The organism is Microbispora hainanensis (genome assembly GCF_036186745.1).
In the GTDB taxonomy this organism is placed as follows: domain Bacteria; phylum Actinomycetota; class Actinomycetes; order Streptosporangiales; family Streptosporangiaceae; genus Microbispora.
Genome location: NZ_CP108086.1, coordinates 4,879,367 through 4,902,547, shown reverse-complemented (window position 1 = coordinate 4,902,547; position 23,181 = coordinate 4,879,367). Strand labels below are relative to the sequence as shown.

22 protein-coding genes and 1 riboswitch are annotated in these 23,181 nt (G+C 73.3%); of the genes, 10 read left to right on the top strand and 12 right to left on the bottom strand.

The window, feature by feature from the left end:
* Both OHB01_RS22920 and OHB01_RS22915 read left to right on the top strand, forming a co-directional pair.
* Positions 1–1,632, top strand: coding sequence for a zinc ribbon domain-containing protein (locus tag OHB01_RS22920; protein ID WP_142644814.1), 1,632 nt, complete (start codon positions 1–3; stop codon positions 1,630–1,632).
* 28 nt (positions 1,633–1,660) lie between these two features.
* A complete protein-coding gene (locus OHB01_RS22915) occupies positions 1,661–3,499 on the top strand; it encodes a serine/threonine-protein kinase (RefSeq protein WP_328853960.1) in 1,839 nt (612 codons plus the stop codon).
* Here OHB01_RS22915 and OHB01_RS22910 read toward each other — a convergent pair.
* From OHB01_RS22910 to OHB01_RS22895, 4 genes are all read right to left on the bottom strand, one after another.
* Positions 3,496–4,275 carry an adenosylcobinamide amidohydrolase gene (locus tag OHB01_RS22910; RefSeq protein ID WP_142644812.1) on the bottom strand — a complete coding sequence of 260 codons (780 nt, stop codon included), beginning with the start codon at positions 4,273–4,275 and terminating at the stop codon, positions 3,496–3,498. The genes OHB01_RS22915 and OHB01_RS22910 overlap by 4 nt on opposite strands.
* Complete coding sequence (locus tag OHB01_RS22905) at positions 4,272–5,087, bottom strand: ABC transporter ATP-binding protein (RefSeq protein WP_142644811.1); 816 nt, start codon at positions 5,085–5,087, stop codon at positions 4,272–4,274. Before OHB01_RS22905 ends, OHB01_RS22910 begins: the two co-directional genes overlap by 4 nt.
* Positions 5,084–6,112: an iron ABC transporter permease gene (locus tag OHB01_RS22900; RefSeq protein WP_328709596.1), complete on the bottom strand. Its 1,029-nt coding sequence runs from the start codon at positions 6,110–6,112 to the stop codon at positions 5,084–5,086. The genes OHB01_RS22905 and OHB01_RS22900 overlap by 4 nt, the downstream gene beginning before the upstream one ends.
* A gap of 186 nt (positions 6,113–6,298) precedes the next feature.
* Positions 6,299–7,249 (bottom strand): ABC transporter substrate-binding protein, encoded by a 951-nt coding sequence (locus tag OHB01_RS22895; protein ID WP_142644809.1) that lies wholly within the window; start codon positions 7,247–7,249, stop codon positions 6,299–6,301.
* 77 nt (positions 7,250–7,326) lie between these two features.
* Positions 7,327–7,463: riboswitch (cobalamin riboswitch) on the bottom strand.
* A 353-nt stretch (positions 7,464–7,816) separates the two neighbouring features.
* Here OHB01_RS22895 and OHB01_RS22890 point away from each other — a divergent pair.
* Positions 7,817–9,088: an acyltransferase gene (locus OHB01_RS22890; protein WP_328853959.1), complete on the top strand. Its 1,272-nt coding sequence runs from the start codon at positions 7,817–7,819 to the stop codon at positions 9,086–9,088.
* Here the strand turns inward: OHB01_RS22890 and OHB01_RS22885 are convergent.
* Positions 9,051–9,923 carry a Gfo/Idh/MocA family protein gene (locus tag OHB01_RS22885; RefSeq protein WP_142644808.1) on the bottom strand — a complete coding sequence of 291 codons (873 nt, stop codon included), beginning with the start codon at positions 9,921–9,923 and terminating at the stop codon, positions 9,051–9,053. The two genes, OHB01_RS22890 and OHB01_RS22885, sit on opposite strands and share 38 nt — an antisense overlap.
* Before the next feature lie 103 nt (positions 9,924–10,026).
* Here OHB01_RS22885 and OHB01_RS22880 point away from each other — a divergent pair, with 103 nt between their 5' ends.
* Positions 10,027–10,605 carry a histidine phosphatase family protein gene (locus tag OHB01_RS22880; protein WP_142644807.1) on the top strand — a complete coding sequence of 193 codons (579 nt, stop codon included), beginning with the start codon at positions 10,027–10,029 and terminating at the stop codon, positions 10,603–10,605.
* Between the two features lie 41 nt (positions 10,606–10,646).
* Here OHB01_RS22880 and OHB01_RS22875 read toward each other — a convergent pair whose 3' ends face one another.
* From OHB01_RS22875 to OHB01_RS22865, 3 genes are all read right to left on the bottom strand, one after another.
* Entirely contained in the window at positions 10,647–10,931 is a 285-nt protein-coding gene (locus OHB01_RS22875; RefSeq protein ID WP_142644806.1) for a hypothetical protein, read from the bottom strand.
* Positions 10,932–11,102: 171 nt separating this feature from the next.
* Positions 11,103–11,336 (bottom strand): DUF397 domain-containing protein, encoded by a 234-nt coding sequence (locus OHB01_RS22870; protein WP_030508262.1) that lies wholly within the window; start codon positions 11,334–11,336, stop codon positions 11,103–11,105.
* Positions 11,337–12,158, bottom strand: coding sequence for a helix-turn-helix domain-containing protein (locus tag OHB01_RS22865; protein ID WP_142645196.1), 822 nt, complete (start codon positions 12,156–12,158; stop codon positions 11,337–11,339).
* Positions 12,159–12,358: 200 nt separating this feature from the next.
* Between OHB01_RS22865 and OHB01_RS22860 the strand changes: the two genes are divergently transcribed.
* Both OHB01_RS22860 and OHB01_RS22855 read left to right on the top strand, forming a co-directional pair.
* Entirely contained in the window at positions 12,359–12,868 is a 510-nt protein-coding gene (locus OHB01_RS22860; RefSeq protein ID WP_260616989.1) for an ATP-binding protein, read from the top strand.
* A gap of 457 nt (positions 12,869–13,325) precedes the next feature.
* On the top strand, positions 13,326–15,713 hold the full coding sequence (locus OHB01_RS22855) for a helicase-associated domain-containing protein (protein ID WP_147942268.1): 2,388 nt from the start codon (positions 13,326–13,328) through the stop codon (positions 15,711–15,713).
* A gap of 56 nt (positions 15,714–15,769) precedes the next feature.
* Here OHB01_RS22855 and OHB01_RS22850 read toward each other — a convergent pair whose 3' ends face one another.
* On the bottom strand, positions 15,770–17,020 hold the full coding sequence (locus OHB01_RS22850) for an ArgE/DapE family deacylase (protein ID WP_147942269.1): 1,251 nt from the start codon (positions 17,018–17,020) through the stop codon (positions 15,770–15,772).
* A 94-nt stretch (positions 17,021–17,114) separates the two neighbouring features.
* Here OHB01_RS22850 and OHB01_RS22845 point away from each other — a divergent pair, with 94 nt between their 5' ends.
* Entirely contained in the window at positions 17,115–18,146 is a 1,032-nt protein-coding gene (locus OHB01_RS22845; RefSeq protein WP_222709389.1) for an endonuclease/exonuclease/phosphatase family protein, read from the top strand.
* A 90-nt stretch (positions 18,147–18,236) separates the two neighbouring features.
* On the opposite strand, the gene OHB01_RS22840 is transcribed toward OHB01_RS22845, so the two are convergent.
* Complete coding sequence (locus OHB01_RS22840) at positions 18,237–18,785, bottom strand: DUF1349 domain-containing protein (protein WP_328853958.1); 549 nt, start codon at positions 18,783–18,785, stop codon at positions 18,237–18,239.
* Between the two features lie 359 nt (positions 18,786–19,144).
* On the opposite strand from OHB01_RS22840, the gene OHB01_RS22835 reads away from it, so the two are divergent.
* The 3 genes from OHB01_RS22835 (at position 19,145) to OHB01_RS22825 (ending at position 21,405) form a co-directional block, all read left to right on the top strand.
* Positions 19,145–19,798 (top strand): hypothetical protein, encoded by a 654-nt coding sequence (locus OHB01_RS22835; RefSeq protein WP_328853957.1) that lies wholly within the window; start codon positions 19,145–19,147, stop codon positions 19,796–19,798.
* Between the two features lie 62 nt (positions 19,799–19,860).
* Positions 19,861–20,181 (top strand): GroES family chaperonin, encoded by a 321-nt coding sequence (locus OHB01_RS22830; RefSeq protein WP_142644801.1) that lies wholly within the window; start codon positions 19,861–19,863, stop codon positions 20,179–20,181.
* 51 nt (positions 20,182–20,232) lie between these two features.
* A complete protein-coding gene (locus tag OHB01_RS22825; RefSeq protein ID WP_142644800.1) occupies positions 20,233–21,405 on the top strand; it encodes a M20 metallopeptidase family protein in 1,173 nt (390 codons plus the stop codon).
* A 62-nt stretch (positions 21,406–21,467) separates the two neighbouring features.
* Here OHB01_RS22825 and OHB01_RS22820 read toward each other — a convergent pair whose 3' ends face one another.
* Complete coding sequence (locus OHB01_RS22820; RefSeq protein WP_260616987.1) at positions 21,468–21,908, bottom strand: TIGR02611 family protein; 441 nt, start codon at positions 21,906–21,908, stop codon at positions 21,468–21,470.
* A gap of 60 nt (positions 21,909–21,968) precedes the next feature.
* Positions 21,969–23,147: an acetate kinase gene (locus OHB01_RS22815; RefSeq protein WP_328853956.1), complete on the bottom strand. Its 1,179-nt coding sequence runs from the start codon at positions 23,145–23,147 to the stop codon at positions 21,969–21,971.
* Between the last annotated feature and the right edge of the window lie 34 nt (positions 23,148–23,181).

Genomic DNA, 23,181 nt, shown 5'->3' with positions numbered 1-23,181 from the left:
ATGCCCCGCCTGCACTCCCTTATCGCGGGGCTGGGCGCGCTTTCGGCGCTCGCGGCGCCCATGCTCCACCCGCACCCCAGCGGTTCCACCGACCGGGTCACCCCCGGCGCGGTACGCGTTGAGTCCTCCTCGCATGTCCGCATCACGTTGCTGGACGACCGCGGCGTGATCAAGCAACTGGTCCGCGACTACGACGTCGACCTGGCGGAGGGCAGCGGCTTCACCGTGACGCCCGACGGCGTGGTCGTGACCGCGACACAGGTCGTGCAGGCCGCCGACGACCCCCGCGTGTACGCGGCCAACCGGATCTTCGCCGAATACTTCAAGGTGAAGATCCCCGCCGACTTCAAGCAGCACCCGCTGGACGACCCCGACCTCGACCGCCGGCTCAAGGCGTGCTACCCGCCGCAGAAGACCGACTCGACCTGCATCGCCGACGTCACGACCAACGTCACCGTCTACCCCTACCTCGACCCGCCGCCGCCCGGGGGCCTGCCCGCGCAGATCCTGACCACCGGGACCTCCCCCGCGTCCCCGGCCGTGCTGAAGGTCACCAAGGGCGGTGAGAAGCAGTCACTGCCCACCGTCCCGCTGGGCACGACGATCGGCGGCGCGGTCGAGTCGCTCGACGTCATGTCGCTCCCGAGCAGGCCCTCGGCGAAGACCCCGCCCAAGCTCGACACCGCGCACCTGAATCCGCCGGGCAGCCGGACCGTCAAGGAGCGCGACAAGGTCCTCAAGCTGCTGGACGACGGCGCGCCCGGCGCGGCCCTCATCGACGACGGCAAGAGCGAGGTGGTCGGGTTCGTCTCCGGGGGCGGCGGCGAACCGGTGACCATCACCCCCGCCGACGACATTCGCAGCGCGCTGGTCACCGCCGGGGTCACGCCGCGCCGCGGCCCGGTCGACGTCGTGTACGAGAACGCGCTCGCCTCCTACCACAACAAGCTCTACACCGGCGCGATACCGGCGCTGCAGCAGGTGCTCAACCTGCGGCCCGACCACGCGGTGGCGGCCGACCATCTGCGGGTCGCCCAGTCCAAGGCGGGCACGGCGGAGGACGCCGGGTCGAAACCGGTGGCGAGCCCGGCCGCCGCCGCGCAGGCGAAGTCGTCGGTGCCGTCGTACGTGTGGGCGGCCGGCGGCGTCGTGGTCCTCGCGCTGCTGGCCGTGGGCGTCGTGCTGCTGCGCCGCAGGAGCGCCGCACGCGCCGGCGCCGGCGGCCAGACCGACCACCCCGGTGTCGCCGCACCCGGCAACGCCGTGCACGGGGACTTCGCGGGTGAGGCCGCGTCCTACCCGCCGCCGGAGAACTCCTGGCCGCCGTACGCCGTGACGAGGGTGTTCGGGGCGGAGGCCGCCCGGTCTCCCGACGTCGTCGGGCCGCCGCCGCCCGCTCCCGTGCCGGCGGATCCGTCCCCGGCCGGTGGGCAGGCGTACCCCGTGGACCTGTCGCCGCCGCACGGGCACGCGCATCCGGAGGACGTCTCGCCGCCGCGCGGGCACTCCTACCCGCCGAACCCGTCGCCGCCACGCGGACAGGCGCAGCTCAAGTTCTGCACGCAGTGCGGCATGCGACTGGGTCAGGGACACCGTTTCTGCGGCTTCTGCGGGAACCCAGTCGATTCGTGATCGGAAGAACGTTCAAGGGGGAGACCGTATGACCGAGGGGCCCGTGATGCCGCCGCTCGTCGGGCGGCAGCTCGGCGACTACACGGTCGAGGCGGTCGTCGGACGTGGTGGCATGGCGACGGTCTACCGGGCCCGCGACCAGCGGCTCGGGCGGGCCGTGGCGCTGAAGGTGCTCGCACCGCAGCTCGCGCACGACGACCGGTTCCGCGACCGGTTCGTACGCGAGTCGCGGATGGTGGCGAGCATCGACCACCCCAACATCATCCCGGTGTACGAGGCCGGCGAGCGCGACGATCTGCTGTTCATCGCCATGCGCTACGTCGAGGGCAGCGACCTGCGCAAGCTCGTGCAGTCGGAGGGCCCGCTGCCGGTCGGCCGGGCCAACCCGCTGTTCGTGCAGATCGCCTCCGCGCTGGACGCCGCGCACGCCCACGGCCTCGTGCACCGCGACGTGAAACCGGCCAACATCCTGGTCACGCAGGCCGACCACGTCTATCTGACCGACTTCGGGCTCACCAAGAGCTCCTCGGCCGAGGCCGGGCTGACCAGCCATGGTCACTTCATGGGCACTCCGCGCTACGTCGCCCCGGAGCAGATCCGGGGCCTGCCGGTCGACGGCCGGAGCGATTTGTACGCGTTCGCCTGCGTCGTGTACGAGGCGCTGGCCGGGCAACCGCCGTTCCAGCGGGACACCGAGCTGGCGCTGCTCTACGCCCACGTGTCCCACGACCCGCCGCCGCTCACGCCGTACCGGCCGGACCTGCCGCACGCCGTGAACGCCGTGCTCACGCGGGCGCTGGCCAAGTCGCCGGCCGAGCGGTTCGAGACCTGCCAGGCGTTCGTGTCCGCGCTGCGCGACGCGATCAGCGGCGGCGCGGGCGACCCGGCGGCCTCCCCGTCGTATCCCCCGGTCACCCCGTCCCATCCCCCGGTGCCCTCGTACCCGCCGGTCTCCCACGCCTCTCCGGGGTCTCCGGTCTCCCACGGCTCTCCGGCCGCGCAGGGACCGGCCGGGGCGCGGTCGCAGGGGTCCTATCCGCCGGGCACGCCCACCTCGTTCCCTCCCGGCACCAGGCCGCCCGTCACCCATCCCTCCTACTCGGCGCCCACGGCGTCGTCCCACCCGCCGGTGAGCCATCCGACCGGTGCCATGGGCCATGTGCAGGGTCACGGGTCGTACCCTCCCGGGTCGCCGAACGCGCAGGCGACGGTCGCGTCGGCGGGCGCGCAGGGCCAGCGGCGCGGGCTGCCGCTCGGGCCGCTGATCGGCGGCCTGGCGATCCTGGTGTCCATCGCCGTCGCCGCGGCGCTGCTGCTGACCAAGGGCGGGGACACCGCCGCTACGTGGAACACCTACCCGGGCAGCACGGCGGCGCCGTTCACCATGTCCTACCCCTCGTCGTGGGGCGAGGCCAAGACGAACGCCGACCAGTGGATGATCGCCTCCCCCGCGGTGGACGAGTTCAACGCGCTGTTCGCGGTGCCGGGCAACACCGACTGGTCGAAGGTGAACGCCATCATCAAGGACCAGCCTGATCGGGCCGCCGGGGTGTTCGCCCAGGTCAGCAACACCCTGAGTACATCCGACTCGCCGATGGAGCTCCAGGAGAGCCTGGGCCCGGCGCTGCCCGGCGTGACCACCTACTTCGGTGTGCCGACGCCCACGACGGTCGGGGCCAAACCCGCGTTCCGCATCGAGGGCGTGCTCAGCGACCCCCAGCAGGCCGGACGGCTCGAGTTCATCGCCTACGTCGTACGGCAGGGCGACACGGGCACGACCGTCCTGATCACGTTCTTCTGCCCGCCGGGCAAGTTCAACCAGTCGAACATCGACCACATGGTGAACAGCATCGCGTTCACGTCCTAGCCCCGCCGGGTGCGCCAGTCGCGTGCGCCGTCGAGGACGGCCCGGTGGACCGCACGGGCGATCCGCGCGCCCCAGACGGAGCGCGGGCCGCCGAACTCCTCCGCCGGGCCGTCCTCCCGCGCGGCGACGCACACGGCGTCCGACGCGGTCCCGGTGCAGGGGAAGCCCGCCTCAAGCAGCGCCTGCGTCTTCGCCTCGGTGACCGTCATGACGGCGTTGACCAGCGCGGGGTCGGAGAACGCGACCGGCACGGCCACCAGGATGTTGATCGTCCCCGGCCGCGGCGCCCGCCCACCGGTTGCCGGCATCCCGGCATCGCCCGTGCCGACCGGCTCGCGCGCGGGACCGGATGCGGCCGGACCGACGGGCTCCTGCGCGGACGCCGAAGCGGGCTCGGGGGCGGCAGGGGCGGCGGGCAGGCCGGGGTCGGGCACGCCCTCGGGCGCGGCCGCCCAGGTCGGCACGCCCAGGCCGACCGTGGCGACGGCCTCCGCTCCCCCGTCGGCCGCCGTGACGTACCGCTCCACCAGCGCCGCCGTCATCATGCCGACCCCGGGGCCGCCGGGCCCGAGCGCGTCCATGTGCTCGACCGGGTCCATGCGTGAGTAACCCGCGGCCACCTGCGCGTTCAGCACCCACTCCCGGGGACCGATGCCGCCGCCCAGCATCGCCGAGGAGATCATCCGCCAGCCGGGCCCGAACCGCCACAGCAGCGTGCCCAGCCGCTGGCCGTCCTCCGTACGGTGCGTCAGGGACGGCCGGAGGAGGCCCGTCATGCCTCCTCCGCCATCGAGGAGACCGACGGGCGCACCAGGTGGACGACGGGGCGGCCCTCGGGGCCGGGCTCCACCCGCACGCGGGCGCCGAAGTGCTCGGTCAGCAGCGGCTCGGCCAGCACCTGTCCGGGCGGCCCGGCCGCGACCGCCCGCCCTGCGGCGAGCAGCACGAGCACGTCGGCGTACTGCCCGGCGAGGCTGAGGTCGTGCAGCGTCGTCACGACGGTGAGGTCGTCGGCCAGGCGCAGCCGGTCGACGAGTTCGAGCACCTGCTGCTGGTGGCCCAGGTCGAGCGCCGTGGTCGGCTCGTCGAGCAGCAGCACCGGCGCCTGCTGCACCAGCGCCCTGGCGAGCACGACGCGCTGACGCTCGCCGCCGGACAGGTGCCCGAGCGGCCGCGACGCGAAGCCGTCCAGGTCGAGCCGTTCCAGCACCGACCGCGTCACCTCGCGGTCCCGCGCGCTCTCGCTGCCGAGATAGGCGATGTACGGCGTGCGGCCGAGCAGCGCGTAGTCGTAGACCGTCATGTCGGGCGGCAGCGCCGGGCTCTGCGGCGCGTAGGCGATCAGCCGTGCCCGGCGGCGCGGGCGCAGGTCGTCGACGGCCGTCCCCTCGACGAGCACCTCGCCCTCCCTCGGCACCAGCCCGGCGACGGCCCGCAGGAGCGTGGACTTGCCCGCGCCGTTCGGCCCGATGATCGCCAGCCACTGGCCGGGCGCGGCCGACAGCGTGACGTCCGTGAGCACCCGCCGCCCGCCCAGCGTGACGCCCACGCCGCGCGCCTCGACGGCCGGTGCGGCCCGCCCGCTCACGTCCCCACCCGCCGGGTCACGCGCAGGATGGTGACGAAGAACGGCGCCCCCACGAACGCCGTGACGACCCCGATCGGCAGCTCGGCCGGCGCGAGCACCGTACGCGCGATCGTGTCGGCCAGCACGAGGAACGCCGCGCCGCCGAGGAACGACACCGGCAGCACGATCCGGTAGGACCAGCCGGCGAGCCGCCGGACCACGTGGGGCACCACGATCCCGACGAACGCGATCAGCCCGCTGACCGCCACGGCCGACGCGGTGGCGAGCGAGGCGGCCAGCAGCACGACGAAGCGCACCCGCGCCGCGCGCAGGCCGAGACTCACCGCTTCCTCGTCGCCCACCGACAGCACGTCGAGCAGCCGCCCGTGCAGCAGCATGCCGATGGTGGACACCGCGGCGTACGGCGCGATCATGCGGAGCTGGTCCCAGCCGCCGCCGACGTCGCCGAGGATCCAGGAGTAGATCCGCTGCAGTTCCTCCACCTTGAGCTGCTGCACGAAGGTCTGGATGGCGGTGAGGAACGAGGTGACCGCGACACCGGCGAGCACCAGCGTCGCGGTGCCGCCGCCCCGGCCCGCCGTGTGGCCCAGCGCGTACGCGAGGAACACCCCGCCGACGGCCCCGGCGAAGGCGGCGATCGGCACCGCGGTCACGCCGGTGTCGCCGCCCAGGAAGACCACGACGAGCGTCACCGTGAGGCCGGCACCGGCCGCCGCCCCGAGCAGGTAGGGATCGGCCAGCGGGTTGCGGAACACGCCCTGGTAGCCGGCCCCGGCCGTGGCGAGCAGCCCGCCCACGACGGCCGCGAGCAGCACCCGCGGCACCCGGAGCTGGAACAGCAGCCCCTCCTCGACCGGCGACAGGCCCGAGTGCACGGACACCAGCGGCAGCCGGTCGAGCAGTGCGAGCGCGATGGCGCGGGGCGAGATGCCCGCCGCGCCCGCCATCAGGCCGAGGGCGAGACTGGCCGCCAGCACGACGGACGCGACGAGCAGCGCCCGGCCGCGCGGCCGGGCCGGGGTCATGACGCCACCACCGGCCTCACCACGTCACCTGGCACCAGGCCACCGAGCGCCCCGCCACCGAGCACCGTGTCATCGGGCACCATGCCACCGTGCCGTGTCACCAGAGGCCGTGTCACCAGAGGCCGTGTCAGCGGGCGTCGTACCACCAGGCGCCGCGCCGCCAGGGGCGTCCGCGTCGTCACCGGCTCAGCTCGCCGCCTTCTGCACGGCGTCGCTGACGGCCTGGGCGAGGTCGGCGACCCGGGGCCCCCAGCGGGAGGCGAGGTCGTCGTCCAGCCCCACCACGCGGCCCTTCTTCACGGCGGTCAGGCCGGACCAGCCCGGCCGCTTGGCCAGCGCGGCGGCGTCCTGCCCGCAGCACTTCGTGTCACCGAGGAAGATCAGGTCGGGGTCGGCCTTGGCGATGAACTCCGCCGACAGCTTGGGATAGCCGCCCGCCGCGTCCGGCGCCTCGTCGGCGATGTTCTTCAGCCCGAACAGGCTGTAGACCTGCCCGATGAACGTGCTCGACGTCGCCGCGTAGGGCGTGGTGTCCAGCTCGTGGTAGTACGTCAGCTCCTTGTCCTTCGGCGCCGCCGCCGCGAGGGCGTCGATCTTCTGCTTGACGCCGGTCGCCACCTCGTCGGCCTTGGCCGCGTTGCCGGTGGCCGCGCCGAGGTCCCGGATCTGGTCGTAGGTGTCGTCGAGCTTGGTCGCGGCGGGTTCGAGCAGCACCGGCACGCCGACCTTGCCGAGCCCGGTGACCACGCCCTCCAGGTCGTTGGCGAGCACCACGAGGTCGGGCTTGGTGGCGACGATCGCCTCGACATTGGGCTTGAACCCCGACAGCGAGGTCTTGGGCGCCTCGGGCGGGTAGTTCGACTGGTCGTCCACCGCCGTCACCTGCGCGCCCGCGCCGATCGCGAACAGGATCTCGGTGGCCGTCGGGGACAGCGACACGATGTGCTCGGGCTTCTTGGCGATGGTCACCGCGCCGTTGCCCGCCTGAACGGTGACGGGGAATGCGGCCTGACCGGTGCCGTCCGAGACGGCGGGGGTGGGGGTAGCGGACGTGGCGGCGCCGTCGCTCTGGCCGCAGCCGGCCAGAGCGAGCACGCCCAGCACCACACCCGCGACGGCCGTGCGTACGGGCCTCACGAGGTCCTCCATAAGGGGGAATGCCGGGAATCGAGGGACCCGCTGGAAGCGACGGATCACCCTTTTCCACGAGGGTCGATAGCGTCGGCGCGCAGCGCAGGCGACCTGGCTCGTCCCCGGGGGCGGGGAACCACAGTTGCGGGACAGCGCCGGATTCTCACCGGACTTCGCTACGCGGCGCGCGTCGGACGCAACGGTACCAATCCCTCACGCGGCGTCCACCCCCGGCCCGGGACCCCACCGCCCCGGGCGGACGGCGATCCACGCGCGCGGCCGTCGGCCTGGGCGTACGCGGGGTTGGTAGGGCCGGCCCTACCCCGGTGGTAGGGGGCCTCCCATGATCGGAAGTAGGGACCGCGTCGCTGCGCCGGGCGGGGGCGCGGCGGGACGCTTGAACCGCTCGCGAAGACCGGGCCCCAGGCCCCGGGCCACCGCAGCCCCCGAACCACCGCGACCTCGAACCACCCCGACCTCGAACCACCGCAACCCCGAACCACCGAGGCTTCGAGCCCCCACCGCCCGCGGAACGCCCCCGCGGCGGCCCCGAAACAGCGAAGGCGGCTTCTCGTGTCCCTGACCATGCTTCCCCCCGCAGCCGAGCGGGCCCCGGCCGCACCCGCGCCGCGCGACCGCTTCATCGACGTCCTGCGCGTCTTCGGGATGGTCCTGGTGGTCGTCCAGCACTGGACGATGCCGGTCCTGTCGTACGCCCAGGGGCGGCTCACGACCGGCAACGCCCTGGCGGCGATCCCGTACGTCACCTGGATCTCGCAGGTCATGCCACTGGTGTTCTTCACCGGGGGCGCGGCCAACGCGATCAGCTTCCGGTCCGCGGCTCGCCGGGGCGGGACGGCCCGGGAGTGGACCGCGCGGCGGGTACGCCGCCTGGCCTGGCCGGTGGTGCCGCTGGCGGTCGTGTGGCTGCCGCTCCCCCACCTTCTGACGGCCCTGGGCGTGCCCGCGCAGCCGGTGGAGGTGGCCGCGCGGACGGTCGGGCAGCTCCTGTGGTTCCTGGCGGTCTACCTGCTGGCCGTGGTGACCACGCCGCGCCTGCTGCGGATGCGGGCCGGGGTGGTCCTGCCAGTGCTGGCGGGCGGCGCGGTGCTGACGGACGTGGTCCGGTTCTCCGGCCTGGAGGCCGCCGGTTATCTCAACGTCGCCTTCGTCTGGCTGGCCGTCCACCAGGTCGGGTTCCGGTACGCCGAAGGCGGCCTGGAGCGGCTGAGGGGACGGCGGGCCGCGGGGCTCGCGGTGGCCGGGTTCGCGATGGTGGCGGCCCTGGTGGCGACCGGGCCCTACCCCTCCAGCATGATCGGGATGCCGGGGATGATCTCGAACATGGCCCCGCCGAGCGCCTGCCTGCTCGCACTGTTCGCCGGTCAGCTCGGCCTGGCGATGCTGCTGCGCCCCGCCGTGAACGCGCTGGCCGCCCGGCCGGTGGCCGAGAGGGTGCTCACCGCGCTCGCGCCGCACATGATGACGATCTACCTGTGGCACATGACCGCGCTCGTCGCCGTCGCCGGTGTGGCGGTCATCGGGCTCGGGCTGACGCCCACCGCCGGCTCGGCGGCCTGGTGGAGCGCCGCCCCGCCGTGCCTGGCCGCCCTGGCGCTGGTGCTGGTCGGGCTCACCGCGCTGCTCGGCCGCTTCGAGAACCCCGCGGGCGCCGCCGCCCACCGGCACGTGCCCGTGGCCGTACCCCTCATGGGCGGCGCGCTGCTCACGCTCACCATCACCGGGTTCGCGCCCGGCCCCGCGCCGGTGATCGCCTCCGTCGCCCTAGGCGCGGGCCTCGCCCTGGTCAGCCGGCCCGCAGCTGCCGCTCCACGTCGTCGATGATCTCCTGCATGCGCAGTCCGTGGCGGGCGTCGAGCGGATGCCCGCCGCCGTCGCGCACGGTGCTCGCGAACTGCCGCACCACCTCGGGGAAGACGTCGCCGAGCTCGGAGCCGAGCAGCGAGGCGGTGCCGAGCCTGCCGTACACGTCGACACGGCTGGGCGGGGTCTCCCCCTCGACGGCCATGCTGAGCGACGCCTCGCTGACCGCGCCGCCCTCGTGCTCCAGCAGCAGGCCGACCCAGCCGAGCGGGTCGCCGTGGGCCTTGACCCCGACCACGCGGCCCAGCGCGGCGTCGAGCAGGTCGATCGTGTGCGGGCCCACGTCGAGCACCGCCCCGCGCTCCAGCCGCCAGGGGGTGGCGAAGGGGCCGCCGCGCAGGCTTCCCGAGATGTTCGCGGCGTGCCCGCCGAAGGGCTCGATCCGCCGGGCCCGCTCCAGGAAGCCGGCCGTCGCCGCCGAATAGCGGAACGTGAAGAGCATCTGGGAGGCGACGCCCGCCTCCTCGATCGCCCCGGCGAGGCGCCGGGCGCCGTCGAGGTCGGCCGCGAGCGGCTTCTCCAGCAGCAGGGCCTTTCCCGCCCGGGCCGCGAGCACGCCGAGTTCGGCCTGCACGGTGGGCGGCACGCAGAAGGCGACCGCCTCCGACGCCGCGAACAGGTCCTCCAGCCGCTCGAAGGCGGGCGCGCCGTGGGCGTCCGCCAGCGCTCGCGCCGCCTCGGGCCTGCGCGCCCACACTCCGGACAGCGTCGTGTGCGGCCCGGCCGCGAGAGCGGGCGCGTGCACCATCTCCGCCCACGGTCCCGCACCGACGAGTCCCACCCGCACCGGCTCCATGTGGCGCCCCCTTTCCCGCGGGGACCCTACTGCAGGCCGCGGGCGGGTGGTCAAGGGGGCCCGTCGCGGGTGAAATCGGACGTACGGGCAAGATGGACGCTCTATGAACGTCATCCTGTTGAGGCACGGCGAGACCGAGTGGAGCAGGGCCGGGCGGCACACGGGCCGCACCGACCTGCCGCTGACACCCCACGGCGAGGAGCAGGCACGGGCGCTGTCCCGCCTGGTGGCGGGCCGGTCGTTCGCGCTGGTCCTCGTCAGTCCCGCACAGCGGGCCCGCCGTACGGCCGAGCTGGCCGGCGCCGGGCGGTACGAGGTGGACCCGAACCTGTGGGAGTGGGACTACGGCGGCTACGAGGGCATCACCACCGCCGAGATCCGCCGGTCACGCCCCGGCTGGTACGTCTGGCGCGACGGCGTGATCCCGGGAGACGAGGCGCACCCGGGCGAGACCGTGGAGCACGTCGGGGAACGGGCGGACAAGGTGCTCGCCCGGATCCGCCCGGCGGACGGGGACGTGCTGGTCGTCGCGCACGCCCACATGCTGCGTGTGCTGGCGGCCCGCTGGCTGTCGCTGCCCGCCGACCACGGCAGGCTCTTCCGGCTCGACACCGGGACGTACTCCGTCCTCGGCCACGAGCACGACGAGCCCGTCCTGCTCCACTGGAATGTGCCGGCCTGACGACGCGACGGCCCGAGTCACGCGCACCCGGGACCCGGGCGTCACGCAGCGTCCACCTGGGCGACCTGCTGGGGCTGCGGACCTCGGCCGGTGAGCCATTCCAGGACCTTGCGGTGGCCGCGCCGGGCGTCTTCGAAGTGCCCCCACCGCCAGTACCTGGGCTGCTCCCGTACCCCGGTGACCCACGTCCGGTAGGCCACCGACCTCGGCTGCCCGTTCGCCGGGTCGGCCGGCGCGGCGACTCCGTAGGTGCGGATCACCACGCGGCCTCCGGGTGCGAACAGCACGTCGTCGGCCACCGGGTAGAGAGTCATCTGGTCCAGCACTGGGTCCCCCTTGTGAGCTTTCTTGAGGACCCACTCTGCCGGATCCGTGTTACGCCTCCCGCGTCGTGACGTTACACGCGTGAGACACGGGTGAACGCGGGGCCGTCCCCGGAGCCGGTCGGACCATTCCGATCACACCAGTCGATCACACGAGTCGGTCACACCAGTCGATCACACCAGGAGGCCGTCGAACTCGCCGTCCTTGACCCCGAGCACCAGGGCTCGTATCTCGTCGCGTGTGTAGATGAGGGCCGGCCCGTCGGGATAGCGGGAGTTCCGGACGGCCACGCTGCCGTCGGGAAGCTCGGCCAGCTCCACGCAGTTGCCGGTCGAGTTGCTGTGGGCGCTTTTCCGCCAGGTGACCCCGGCGATGTCGGTTGCGGGCATCCCGTTATATGCGTGCATTTATGTCTCTCTGAGAAGTTCGCCGAGGATCTCGGCAGTGCCGCCGGGCGTGGTGCTCTCCACGCACAGCTGCTCCATGGCCGTGAGGTAGGGATCGATGTCCTCACGTTTGTCCAGGTAGAGCGCACCCCAGAGCTGCTCGACGTAGACCACGTCCGAAAGGTCGGACTCCGGGAAGCGGAGGATGGTGAACGCGCCTCCCTCGGCCGCGTGCATCCCATAGCGGAGGGGCATCACCTGAAGGGTGATGTTCGGCAGCGTGGACACCTCCAGCAGATGCTGGAGCTGTTCCCGCATCGTCGCACTCCCTCCGATGGGCCGCCTGAGCGCCGCCTCGTCGATGACGGCCCACAGCCGGGGGCCGTCCTTGCGCGTGAGCCGTTCCTGCCGCTGCAGCCGCAGATGGACGCGCTGTTCGAGCTCGTCCTCCGTGGCGTCCGGATAACCGAGCATGATCACCGAGCGGGCGTACTCCGCCGTCTGCAGCAGGCCGGGCACGAACTGCACCTCGTAGGTGCGGATCACGCTGGCGGCCTCCTCCAGGCCGATGTAGGTGACGAACCAGTTCGGCAGCACCTCGCCGAACTTGTGCCACCACCCCGGCGTGTTCGCCTCGCGGACCATCTCCAGCAGGCCACGCCGCTCGGCGTCGTCGTGGACGCCGTACAGCGTGAGGAGGTCTTCGACGTCACGTGTTTTGAACCCGACCCGGCCGAGCTCCATCCGGCTGATCTTCGACTCCGAGGCACGGATGTGGAATCCGGCGACCTCACGGGTCAAGCCCCGTTGCTCACGCAGCCGGCGCAGGCTCGCGCCGAGCATGATGCGCCGGACGGTGGAACCGGATCCGGGCGGATCTATGGACACGTGCTATTCCTCCGCTTTGTGGACTGGTTCACAGTCTGTCAAAGATCGCCCCCTTCGTCCCAGTGGTGTTCGGGGGTAACCGTAGCGCGTGCACAACACGCTTGCACGTGCATTCGCTCTTGCACATGCACGGGAGTGTCCATCATCATGATCCCGTGCAGTCCACGAACCTGACTCGTGGCCAGAACCAGTGGTCGGCGCTCGACTGGTGGCCTCCCATCGGCTGGTGGCCGGAGCCGGCACGCGATCTCCTCGAACCCGGGTCGGCCACCGCCAGCGCCACCTTCGTCCTGCCACCCCGTGCGGAATCGGTTCACTCGGCGCGCAGCTTCGCCGCGGGGACCCTCGCGGGCTGGCAGCTGGCCGACCTGCTCGACGGGATGGAACTGGTCGTCTCGGAACTGGTCACCAACGCCCTGCGGCACGGCATGACGCTCGGCGACGGCCGCGTGCGAGAGGCCATGCGACTGTCGCTGATCCGGCGGGGAGGGCTCGTGACCTGCGCGATCACCGACCCCGGGTCGTCCGCGCCGGTGCTGCGGGATCCCACGCCCTTCGAGCCGGGCGGCCTCGGGCTGCACATCGTGGAATCGCTGAGCGTGTGCTGGGGATGGTGCCCGCTCGTCCCGCAGGGCAAGGCGGTGTGGGCCGTACTGGCGGCCTGACCACCGGCCCGCGGGCGGACGGCGGGGCCACGCGCTTCGCCGTAGGTCCCGGCCGTCCCGGGCCAGAAGCACCGGCCGGACCAGGAGCGCCGGCCGGAGCGGGAGTTCCGGCCCTCCCGCCGGGGGTGCCGGAAAACCTAACCAGATCGCCAGTTCTACCTATCGCCGGTCATGGTCCGCCGGCCGAAGAGCGCTCCCGTGCAGCCCGGAATGCATGGGAGCGCCCTCCGGCCGGCGGCCCGGATTCTCCGGAACCGCCCCTGAGGCCGGGCGCGGCGCGCGATGATGGGCTGAGCGCGGGCTGTGACGGCCCGGCGGCGTGCTCGTTCCCCAGCGATCGGCGGAGAAATATCGTGATCTCGGGATCCGTGACTTTGCGCTCTTTGTTCGCCCACGGACCCCGGCAAGACGGTGATCTGCACTACGGTGGCTTCCTGGGACTCCCGAGAGATCTACGATGGACGATCACCTAATCGGCTGGCTGACCAGTCTTGACGAAGACAGGCTCGCCCGCGTGCTGGCCAACCGGCCGGACGCGATCGCCGCGCCGTGGCCCCGGCGCCTGGACGCTCTCGCGCAGCGTCTGACCGACACCTTCGCCGTCATGGAGGTCATGCGCGGCCTCCCCCTCCCCCCGCTCGAACTCCTGCAGGCGTGCCTGGTCATCGGCGGCCGTCCGACGGAGGACGAGCTGGCCCGGTTCCTCGGGGTGAGCACCTCGGCGGTGATCCCCTGGCTCGACCACCTCTACGACCACGCCGTCGCCTGGCCCGGCCGCGACGGCAGGATCACCGTGGCCGACGCCGTCGCCCGCTGGTGGACCGCGCCCTGCGGCCTGGGCGAGCCGCTCGGCGCGTACCTCGACTCCTGGAAGCTCAGCACCGACGCGCTGCGCCGCATGTGCCGCGTGCTCGACCTGTCCCCGCACGGCGGCAGGCGCCAGGTGATCGCCCGGATCACCGCGCTGCTCGGCGACTGCGAGCGCCTGGGCGCGCTGCTCGACGACGCCCCCGACGGCACGCTCGGCATGCTCGACGACTTCGCCTGGGACGGCCCGGTCCGCAGCGTGAACGGCAACCGGTTCATCACCCCGGGCACGCCGGAGAAGTGGGCCCTCGACCGCGGCCTGCTCTTCCGCACCCAGTGGGACCTGGCGGAGATGCCCCGCGAGGTCGCGCTCGCGCTGCGCGGGCCCGACTACCGCGGGCCGTTCACGCCCTACCCGCCCGACCTGGCCACGGCCGAGGCGGACGCCGACGGCGTCGAGCACGCGATGTGCCTGGCCGCGCCGCACGTGCTCGACCGGGCCACGGCGCTGCTGGAGAACATCGACAAGACGCCGCTGCCGCTGCTCAAGAACGGCGGGGTCGGCGTGCGGGAGATCAAGCGCCTGGCCAGGGAGACCGGCTGCGCCGAGGACGAGACCCGGCTGCTGCTCGAGGTCTGCGCGGTCGCCCGGCTGATCGCGATCGACGAGGAGGCGGGCGGGCTGACGCCGGCCGCCCGCTACGACGCGTGGCGGCTGGAGGAGGCGCCCATGCGGCTGCGCGTCCTGCTGGCCGCGTGGTGGCGGATGGAGCGCTCGTCGCTGCGCCGGGTGGACGGCCGCCACCCCGCCGCGCTCGGCGACGACCCGGCCGGCGAGACGATCGCCAGGATCCGGTGGGCCCTGTTCGCGGCGCTCGCCGAGATCCCGGAGGGCAGGGCCTTCGCGACGCTGCCGGAGCTCGTGCAGCGGGTGCACTGGCGCGCCCCGCTGCTCGACCGCGAACTGCTGGACGGCTGCGCGGCGGCCGTGCTCGACGAGGCACGCCTGCTGGGGCTCGTGGCCTGCGACACGCTCACCGCCCTGGGCCGGGCACTGGCCCCGCTCGCGGCCGTGGCCGGGGACGAGACGCGCGAATGCGTGCCCGAGGTCGAGCACGACCCCGCGCTGGCGAAGGCCGCCACACACGCCATGGCGAGCGCCCAGCGCACCGCCCTGTTCGGCGCCGATCTCACCGCCGTGGTCACCGGCCCGCCGTCGGTCGAGCTCGCCGCGCTGCTCGACCGCGCCGCCGACCGCGAGTCGCAGGGCACGGCGTCGGTCTGGCGGTTCAGCCCCGCGAGCGTACGGCGGGCCCTGGACGGCGGGGACACGGCCGACACGCTCATCGCCGACCTGTCGGAGGCCGGCACGCTCCCCCAGCCGCTGACCTACCTGATCAGGGACGTGGCGCGACGGCACGGCGAGGTCACGGTGTCGTCGGTCGGCTGCATCGTCCAGGGCTCCGACCCCGCGCTGCTCGCCGAGATCGCCGCGCACCGCAAACTGGCCAAGCTGGGCCTGCGGCTGCTGGCGCCGACCGTGCTCGCGGGCGCGACGCCCGCCGCGGCCACGCTGGCCGCGCTCAGGGAGGCGGGCTACGCCCCGGTGCCGGTGGACGACACCGGGGAGATCACCGTCCGGCGCGAGCCGCAGGGCGGGCGGCTGATCCTCCTGCCCGGCGGGCGGGTCGCCGAGCTCGAACCGTCAGGACCGCTGCTGGAGCCCCCACCTGACCCGCGTGAGCACGCCAGACGGCTGCTGGTCAGCGGCGGCCCGGTGGCGGCGGCGGCGCAGCCCCGCCAGACGTGGGCCGTCATCGGGCGCATGGCGACCCGGCTGCCCGCGGCGCAGCAGTCGCTGCTCGGCTTCGTCGTGGACCGCGACGTCCGCGCCATGATCACGCTGGCCGACGGGGTCACCGCCACGGTCAGCCACGGCGAGCTGCGCAGCGGCGTGCTCGACGCGTGGTGCGAGGAGGCCGGCGACTACCTGGAGTTCCCGCTCAACGAGATCGCCTCGGTCACCGCCGACTGCTGACTCACCATCAGCGAACGACGGTCAGCGAACGACGGTCAGCGGACGACGGACGACGGTCAGCGGACGCCGCAGCGGCGCAGGACCAGCAGGGCGAGAGCGCGGGTGACATCATGAAGCTCCCGCAGGTCGACCTGCTCCCGCGGGGCGTGCGCGAACCTCACGTCGCCCGGCCCGTAGTGCAGGGTCGGCACGCCCGCCGCCGCGTACAGGCGCAGGTCGCTCCCGTACGGCGCGGCGGTGCGGCCCGGCCGCGCCCCGGTCACGTCGGCCACCGCCCGGGCCGCCTCCTCCGCCAGCGGGTGTCCCTCAGGCAGCCGGCCGCTGGCGAACTGCCCGCCCGGCCAGGTGACGCGCACGGGGTTGTCCCGCAGCCAGGGGTCGTCCAGGTCGGCGAGGGCGCGCTCCAGGGCGGCGCGGGCGGCGGCCGGGTCCTCGTCGAGCCGCACGCCCAGCCGTCCCTCGGCCACGAGCAGGTCGGGCACCGTGCTCGCCCAGTCGCCCGCGCGCACGGTGCCGATCTCGATCGGGTACGGCAGCGGGTTGCCCGCGAACAGAGAATCGGGATCGGCGTTGCGCTCGCGTTCGAGCCGCCGGACGGCCTGGAGCACCGGTATGAACGCCTCGACGGCGTTGACCCCCTCATAGCGGGTGGCGCCGTGCGCGGCCCGGCCGGCGACCTCCAGGCGGAAGGTCAGCGCCCCGGCGTTGGCGGTGATCAGCTTCCCGCTCGTCGGCTCGGTGATCACGGCCGCCTCCCCGGTGTGGCCCCTGGCCAGGGTGGCGAACGCGCCGAGCCCGCCGTCCTCCTCGCTGACCACGCAGTGGACGGCCAGGGGGCGCGCGAGCCGCACCCCGGTCGCACGCAGCGCGCGCACCACGGCGAGGTTGGCGGCCAGACCGGCCTTCATGTCGCAGGCGCCCCGGCCGTGCAGGGTGGTCGCGGTGAGGCGGGCGCCGAAGGGGTCCTGCCCCTCCCACTTGGCCGGGTCGCCGATCGGCACGACGTCGGCGTGCCCCTGGAGGATCAGCGCGGGCGTGCCCTCGCCCTCGGTGACGCCGACGACGCCGTATCCCTCGGCGCGCTCCGCCTCCGTGCCGGGGAACCCCTCGCGGGAGCGGAGATCGTCGAGGTCGAGCTTCCACATGTCGACGTCGAGGCCCCATTCGGTGAGCATGCGGGCACATCTGTCCTGCAGGTCCGACTCGGCGTCGGTGCCGGTGACGCTCGGCACCCGCACCAGGTCGGCCAGCAGGCGCACGGTCTCCGCCTCGTCGACGGCGTCCAGGACTCTCGCTTCGACATCCATGGCGGAGACTGTACGGCCTGCCACCGCCCGGCGTGGAGCCCCGGAATGCACGTGCAGTCCGTCGTACGGTGGATCTTTCGGGAAGGAGTCCGGGATGGGGAGACTGACAGCCGGCTGGGTGGGGCGCCCGGGGGTCTGGCGCGGCCTGATCGCGTGGCCATTGGTCGCCCCGTTCGCGCTGTGGGCCGTGCTGCGGCTCGTGCCCGGCGACGTCCATTTCCGGTGGGTGCAGCTGGTGGCGTTCACGCCGTACGTCGCCCTCGCCTCGGTCGTCGCGCCACTGGTCGCGCTGCTCGTGCGGCGTCCGGCGGCGCTGGTCGCGGGCCTCGTGGTCACCGCGACGCTCGCGGCCTGCGTGCTGCCGCGCGCGCTGTCGGACGCGTCCGCGCGCGCCTCGGCCGGCCCCGGCGTGCGGGCGGCCGGGGACGCCGGCCCGGCCCTGCGGATCCTGTCGGCCAACCTGCTCTACGGCTCGGTGCCGCCCGCCGCGCTCGTAGACCTCGTGCGGCGGCTGCGCCCCGACGTCCTGACGCTGCAGGAGCTGACCCCGCAGGCGTCGGCGGGCCTGCGTGCGGCGGGCCTGCGCACGCTCCTGCCGTACGGGGACGACCGGGCCGAGGAGGGCGCCAGCGGCTCCGGGCTCTTCACCCGGTTTCCCCTGCGGCCGGAGGAGCTCACGACGGTGAACGGCCGCCGGCAGGCGGCGGGGATCATCGACGTGCCCGGCGCCGGGCCCGTCTCCATCGTGTCCGTGCACCCGTGCGCGCCGCGCTATGCGTCCCGGTTCAGGTGCTGGTCGAGGTCGCTCGCCTCGCTGCCCGCCCCGGGCGAGACCGTACGGATCCTGTCGGGCGACTTCAACGCGACGCTCGACCACGCCCCGGTCCGGCGCCTGCTCGACGCGGGCTACCGGGACGCGGCCGACGCGACCGGCAAGGGCCTGGCCGGCACCTGGCCCTACCGGAGGTCGTCGGACTTCGGCGGCCTGCCGGTGCCGCCCGTCACCATCGACCACGTGCTCGTGGACCCGCGCGTCGCGGTGCGGGCGTTCGGCGTCCACCGGCTGCCGGCGACCGACCACCGGGCGATCTTCGCCGAGCTGGTGCTGCCCACGACCACGACTTAGGCCCCGGGCCCGTTCGGACGGGGGAAGGCGAACCGCGGCTCCGCCCCGGACCACCACACCCCGATCGCGAACGCCGCCGCGGCCTCGGGGCTACCTGAGCGACACGCGGGTGAAGCGGGTCTCGAAGCCCTTGCCCACCGGGGCGGCGCACATGACCCCGGCGAGGGCCGGCGTGCCCGGCGGGAAGTAGGCCAGGCGCAGCAGGTGGTCCGGCTCCGCGCCGTTCACGCCGTATCGGACGGTCACGGCGTCGCCCGCTCGTTCGAGGTCGAACGTCGCGGAGACGAGCCCGGCGGGCGCGGGCGTGACCGACCAGTCGGAGAAGCCGCGGGTGACGACGACGCTGAGCTGGTGGCCGCCGTCGACGAACTCGACCCCCGCCTTGATCCAGTTCTGCTCGTCGATCCGCAGCACGGCCCCGGCCTGGTCGTACTGCTCGGCGTAGCCGGCCTCGAACGTCACGGTCAGCCGCGCGTCCCCGGCGACCTGGCGGCCGAACATGTGGGCGGTGTCGTACGAGTAGCCGTAGTGCGTCTGCTGCCACAGGTCGGTCTGGGCGCGCGCTACGGCCCGCAGGCCGTCCCCGGACTGCGACCATTCGGCGGGCTCGTTGATCCACGTGAAGCCGTCGAACGCCATGCCGCCCCCTTGCCGCCGCTTTGACCGATCGTGCCATCAGAGCGCTCGGCACGGCCCTACGTCAAGGACGATCTACGCGCCTTTTAGATCGATTTGTCCACTTTACTCACTCTTTCCTTATACTCGTGCCTCACATCACCTTTGCCCCTATAAATCCCGTACATCGCAAAACCGTCGTATCCCCTTCCCCAGGGAACGCGCGGCCCCGCTACCGGAGCCTCCCCCCTCCTTCCGAGGGCTGCTCCGCCATGCGCGGGCGCGCGTACGGAGCCCGCCGGCCAGCCGGGCCTCCTCGGCGACGCGAGGCCCCGCTCCCCCGAGGGCCGCCCCGCGATCGAGACGAAAGGAACCTCATGCGCATGCGAGCCCGTCAGGTGATCATCATGGCGATGACCGGAACCACCTTCGTCGCCTGCCCGGCCGCCGCCGCGGACGCCTCGGTGATCCCTCAGGCTCCCTCCCCCGCGCCGGTCCCTCCGACGGTGCCCACCGCCTCCGCGGACGCCGCCCGCCCGGTCCTCGGCAACCTGGCCTTTCTGGGCGCGGCGTTCAACGCGGCCCTCCGCTCGGCGTACGCCAAGACGGCGCCCGCCAAGACGGCGCAAGCGAAGACGGCGCAACCGAAGACGACGCCCGCCAAGACGAAGAAGGCCGCCTCCATGCCCTCCGGCGTCGCCACCGCCACGTCCTTCTGGGACGCCCAGACCGCGTCGGGCAGGCCGATGCGCTACCGGACCATCGCCAGCCCCTACTGGCCCCTCGGCACCAGGGTGCGGATCACGTACAAGAAGAAGAGCGCGATCGGCGTCGTCGACGACTTCGGCCCGGCCGAGTGGGCCGTCGCCCAGCACGACATCCCGGCGATCGTCGACGTGTCCGAGAGGATGATGGCCGACCTGACGGGCGTCGCCTCCAACACCGTCCACGTACGGTTCCAGGTGCTGAAGTGGGGCAAGGGCGGCGTCTACCGCCACTCGGGAACGGGATACAAGCTGGCCATGGGCCACCGCTGAGCCCCCGCAGGGGGTGCACCTCCGATGACGGCGCCCGGGTCCGCTGCGCGTAAACTGCGAGCGTGGCTGACCCGAAGTTCGAGATCCAGATGCTCCACGACCGCGTGATGGTCAGGGTTCAGCGGGACTCCGAGGAGCGGCGCAGCAGCGCGGGCATCGTCATCCCGGCCACGGTCAAGATGGCCAACCGGCTCGTCTGGGGCGAGGTGTGCGGCGCGGGCGCCAACGTCAGGTCGGTCAAGGCCGGCGACAAGGTCCTGTTCAACCCTGAAGACCAGTACGAGGTCGAGGTCCAGGGCCAGCTCTACCTGGTGCTGCGCGAGCGCGACCTGCACGCCGTGGCGACACAGCAGACCGACCACGGCACCGGCCTCTACCTCTGACCTCACGGCCTCCGTCTCCGCCCTTCCGCCCGCTCCGCGCCAAGGTGAGCCATGACCCTTCAGGATGACCTCGTCGAGCTTCGCCGCGCGCTGCACCGGGAGCCGGAGATCGGCCTCGACCTGCCCCGCACGCAGGAGAAGGTGCTCGCGGCGCTCGACGGCCTGCCCCTGGAGATCACCACCGGCCAGCGTCTGTCATCGGTGACCGCGGTCCTGCGCGGCGGCCACCCCGGCCCCGCCGTACTGCTGCGCGCCGACATGGACGCGCTGCCGGTGCAGGAGAAGACCGACGTGCCCTACCGGTCGCGGTTCGACGGCCGCATGCACGCCTGCGGCCACGACCTGCACACGGCCATGCTGGTGGGGGCCGCCCGCCTGCTCACCGAGCGCCGCGCCGACCTCGCCGGAGACGTGGTGCTGATGTTCCAGCCGGGCGAGGAGGGCGACGAGGGCGCCCGGCTGATGATCGAGGAGGGCGTGCTCGACGCGGCCGGGGCCAGGGCCGTCGCGGCGTACGGCATGCACGTCTTCGCCACGACGATCCCGCGCGGGCTGTTCCTGACCAGGGGCGGGCCCGTGCTGGCCGCGGCCGACACGCTGACCGTGACCGTGCGCGGCAGAGGCGGCCACGGGTCCTCGCCGCACCGCGCCCTCGACCCGATCCCCGCCGCCTGCGAGATCGTGACGGCCCTGCAGACCCACGTGACCCGCGGCTACGACGTGTTCGACCCGGTCGTGGTGACGGTGGGCAGCTTCCACGCCGGCACCACCGACAACGTGATCCCGGACGAGGCCGTCTTCGAGGCCACCGTACGCACCTTCTCGGCCGGCGCGCGCGACCGCGTCAGGGAGGGCCTGGTCAGGCTCGCCCGCGGCATCGGCGAGGCGCACGGCCTCACCGTCGAGTGCGCGTTCGGCATCGGCTATCCGGTGACGGTGAACGACGACGCCGAGGCGGAGTTCGCCGCCCACACGGTGCGGGAGACCCTCGGTGAGGACCGCTACTTCCCGCTGCCCACCCCGGCGACCGGCTCGGAGGACTTCTCGTACGTGCTGGAGCGGGTGCCGGGGGCGTTCCTCGTGGTCGGCGCCTGCCCGCCCGGCCGCGATCTCGCCACCGCCCCGGCCAACCACTCGGCGGAGGCGGAGTTCGACGACGCCATCCTGTCCGACGGCGCGACGCTGCTCACCGAGCTCGCGATCCGCAGGCTGGCCCGCACCTGACGGTCAGGCCGGAAGATCGCGAGCCTCGTGGATCAGGCCGGCACCGATGAGGTCGGCACCGATCACAGCGACAACGGGGGCCGGACCAGGAACTCGCGGGCCTCGTGGATCAGGTCGATCCCGAAGGTCAGCCGGATCGACGCCCAGACGATGGCCGCGGCGATGAGCAGCGTGAGCGCGCCCGCGATGATGCGGACGAACCAGTTCTGCCGCTTCAGCCAGCCGGTCGCCGCCATGACCTTGTCCTTGGCGAACGCCAGCAGCCGCGACGCCCAGGTGAACTCCGTGGCCAGCACGGCGAGCCCGGCGAAGACCACCAGCCAGCCCGGCCCCGGGAACGGCACCATGATCAGACCGGTGACCACGAGCGCGGTCCCGATCACCCCGACGACGATCCGCAGCGTCAGCCGGCCCGCGGGAGTCGCGCGGATCCGGTCGAGTCTGCCCGGCCGATCGGCGGTCTCCTCGTGTCCACCCGTACGACTGTCCTCAGCCGTCGCCACACGGCTCACCCCCATTCGCTGCCAACGATAACCAGCGCGCGACCGCGGCGATCGGCGGGTTCACGCGCCCCCGAGGCAGGCGGCGGTCTGCTCGGCGATCTCCAGTTCTTCGTTGGTGGGCACCACCAGCACCGCCACCTCGGCGCCCTCCGGTGAGACCACCCTCGCCTCCGCCGACTCGGCGGTGTTGCGATCGGGATCGACCTCAATGCCGAGCCTGGTGAGCCCGGTCGTCGCGAGCGCGCGGACCCGGGGGCTGTTCTCCCCCACCCCGCCGGTGAAAACGAGGGCGTCCACGTGGCCGAGCGCCGCACAGTAGGCCCCGATGTAGGCCCGCACGCGGTAGCCGTAGACGTCGAGCGCGAGCCGGGCGTCCGCGTCGCCCGAGTCGGCCAGCCGCCACACCTCCCGCATGTCGTTGGCGCCGCACATGCCGAGCAGGCCGCTCTCCTTGTTGAGCGCCGCGTCGACACTGGCGAGATCCATGCCCGCGACCCGGCCGAGGTAAGCCCCCAGAGCCGGGTCGACATCCCCGGAACGGGTGCCCATCACCAGCCCGGCGAGCGGGGTGATTCCCATCGAGGTGTCCACGCTGCGCCCGCCGCGCACCGCCGTCGCGCTCGCGCCGTTGCCGAGGTGCAGCACGATCGAGTTCACCTCGTCGTACGGCCGGCCGAGCAGCGCCGCCGCCCTCCGGGAGACGTACGCCGTGGAGGTGCCGTGGAAGCCGTAGCGGCGCACCCCCAGCTTGCGGGTCCACTCGCGGGGGACGGCATAGGTGTACGCGTACGGCGGGATCGTGCTGTGGAAGGCGGTGTCGAAGACGGCGACGTGCGGCAGGCCGGGAAAGGCCCGCCGGGCGACCCGGATGCCCTCCAGGTTGGCCGGGTTGTGCAGCGGCGCCAGCGGCGCCATCTCCTCGATGGCCCGCTCGACCTCGTCGTCGATCAGCACCGGCGTGACGAACCGGCTGCCGCCGTGGACGACCCGATGCCCCACGGCGGTCACGCCGTCGAGCGGCGGCCCGTGCTCGGCGAAGGCCGCGAGCACCGCCTTGAGCCCCTCCTCGTGGTCGGCCACCCGGCGCTCGGTCCGCACGCCGTCGTGGGTGAGCACGCTCTCGTCCTCGGCGATGCGCTCGATCACCCCACCGGCCACGGCCCGCCGCGACCCCATGTCGATGAGGCGGTATTTGATGGACGACGACCCCGTGTTGAGGACGAGGACCTGCCCGCTCACTCCGCCTCCCATCGCGCCTGCGCGCTCACCGTGT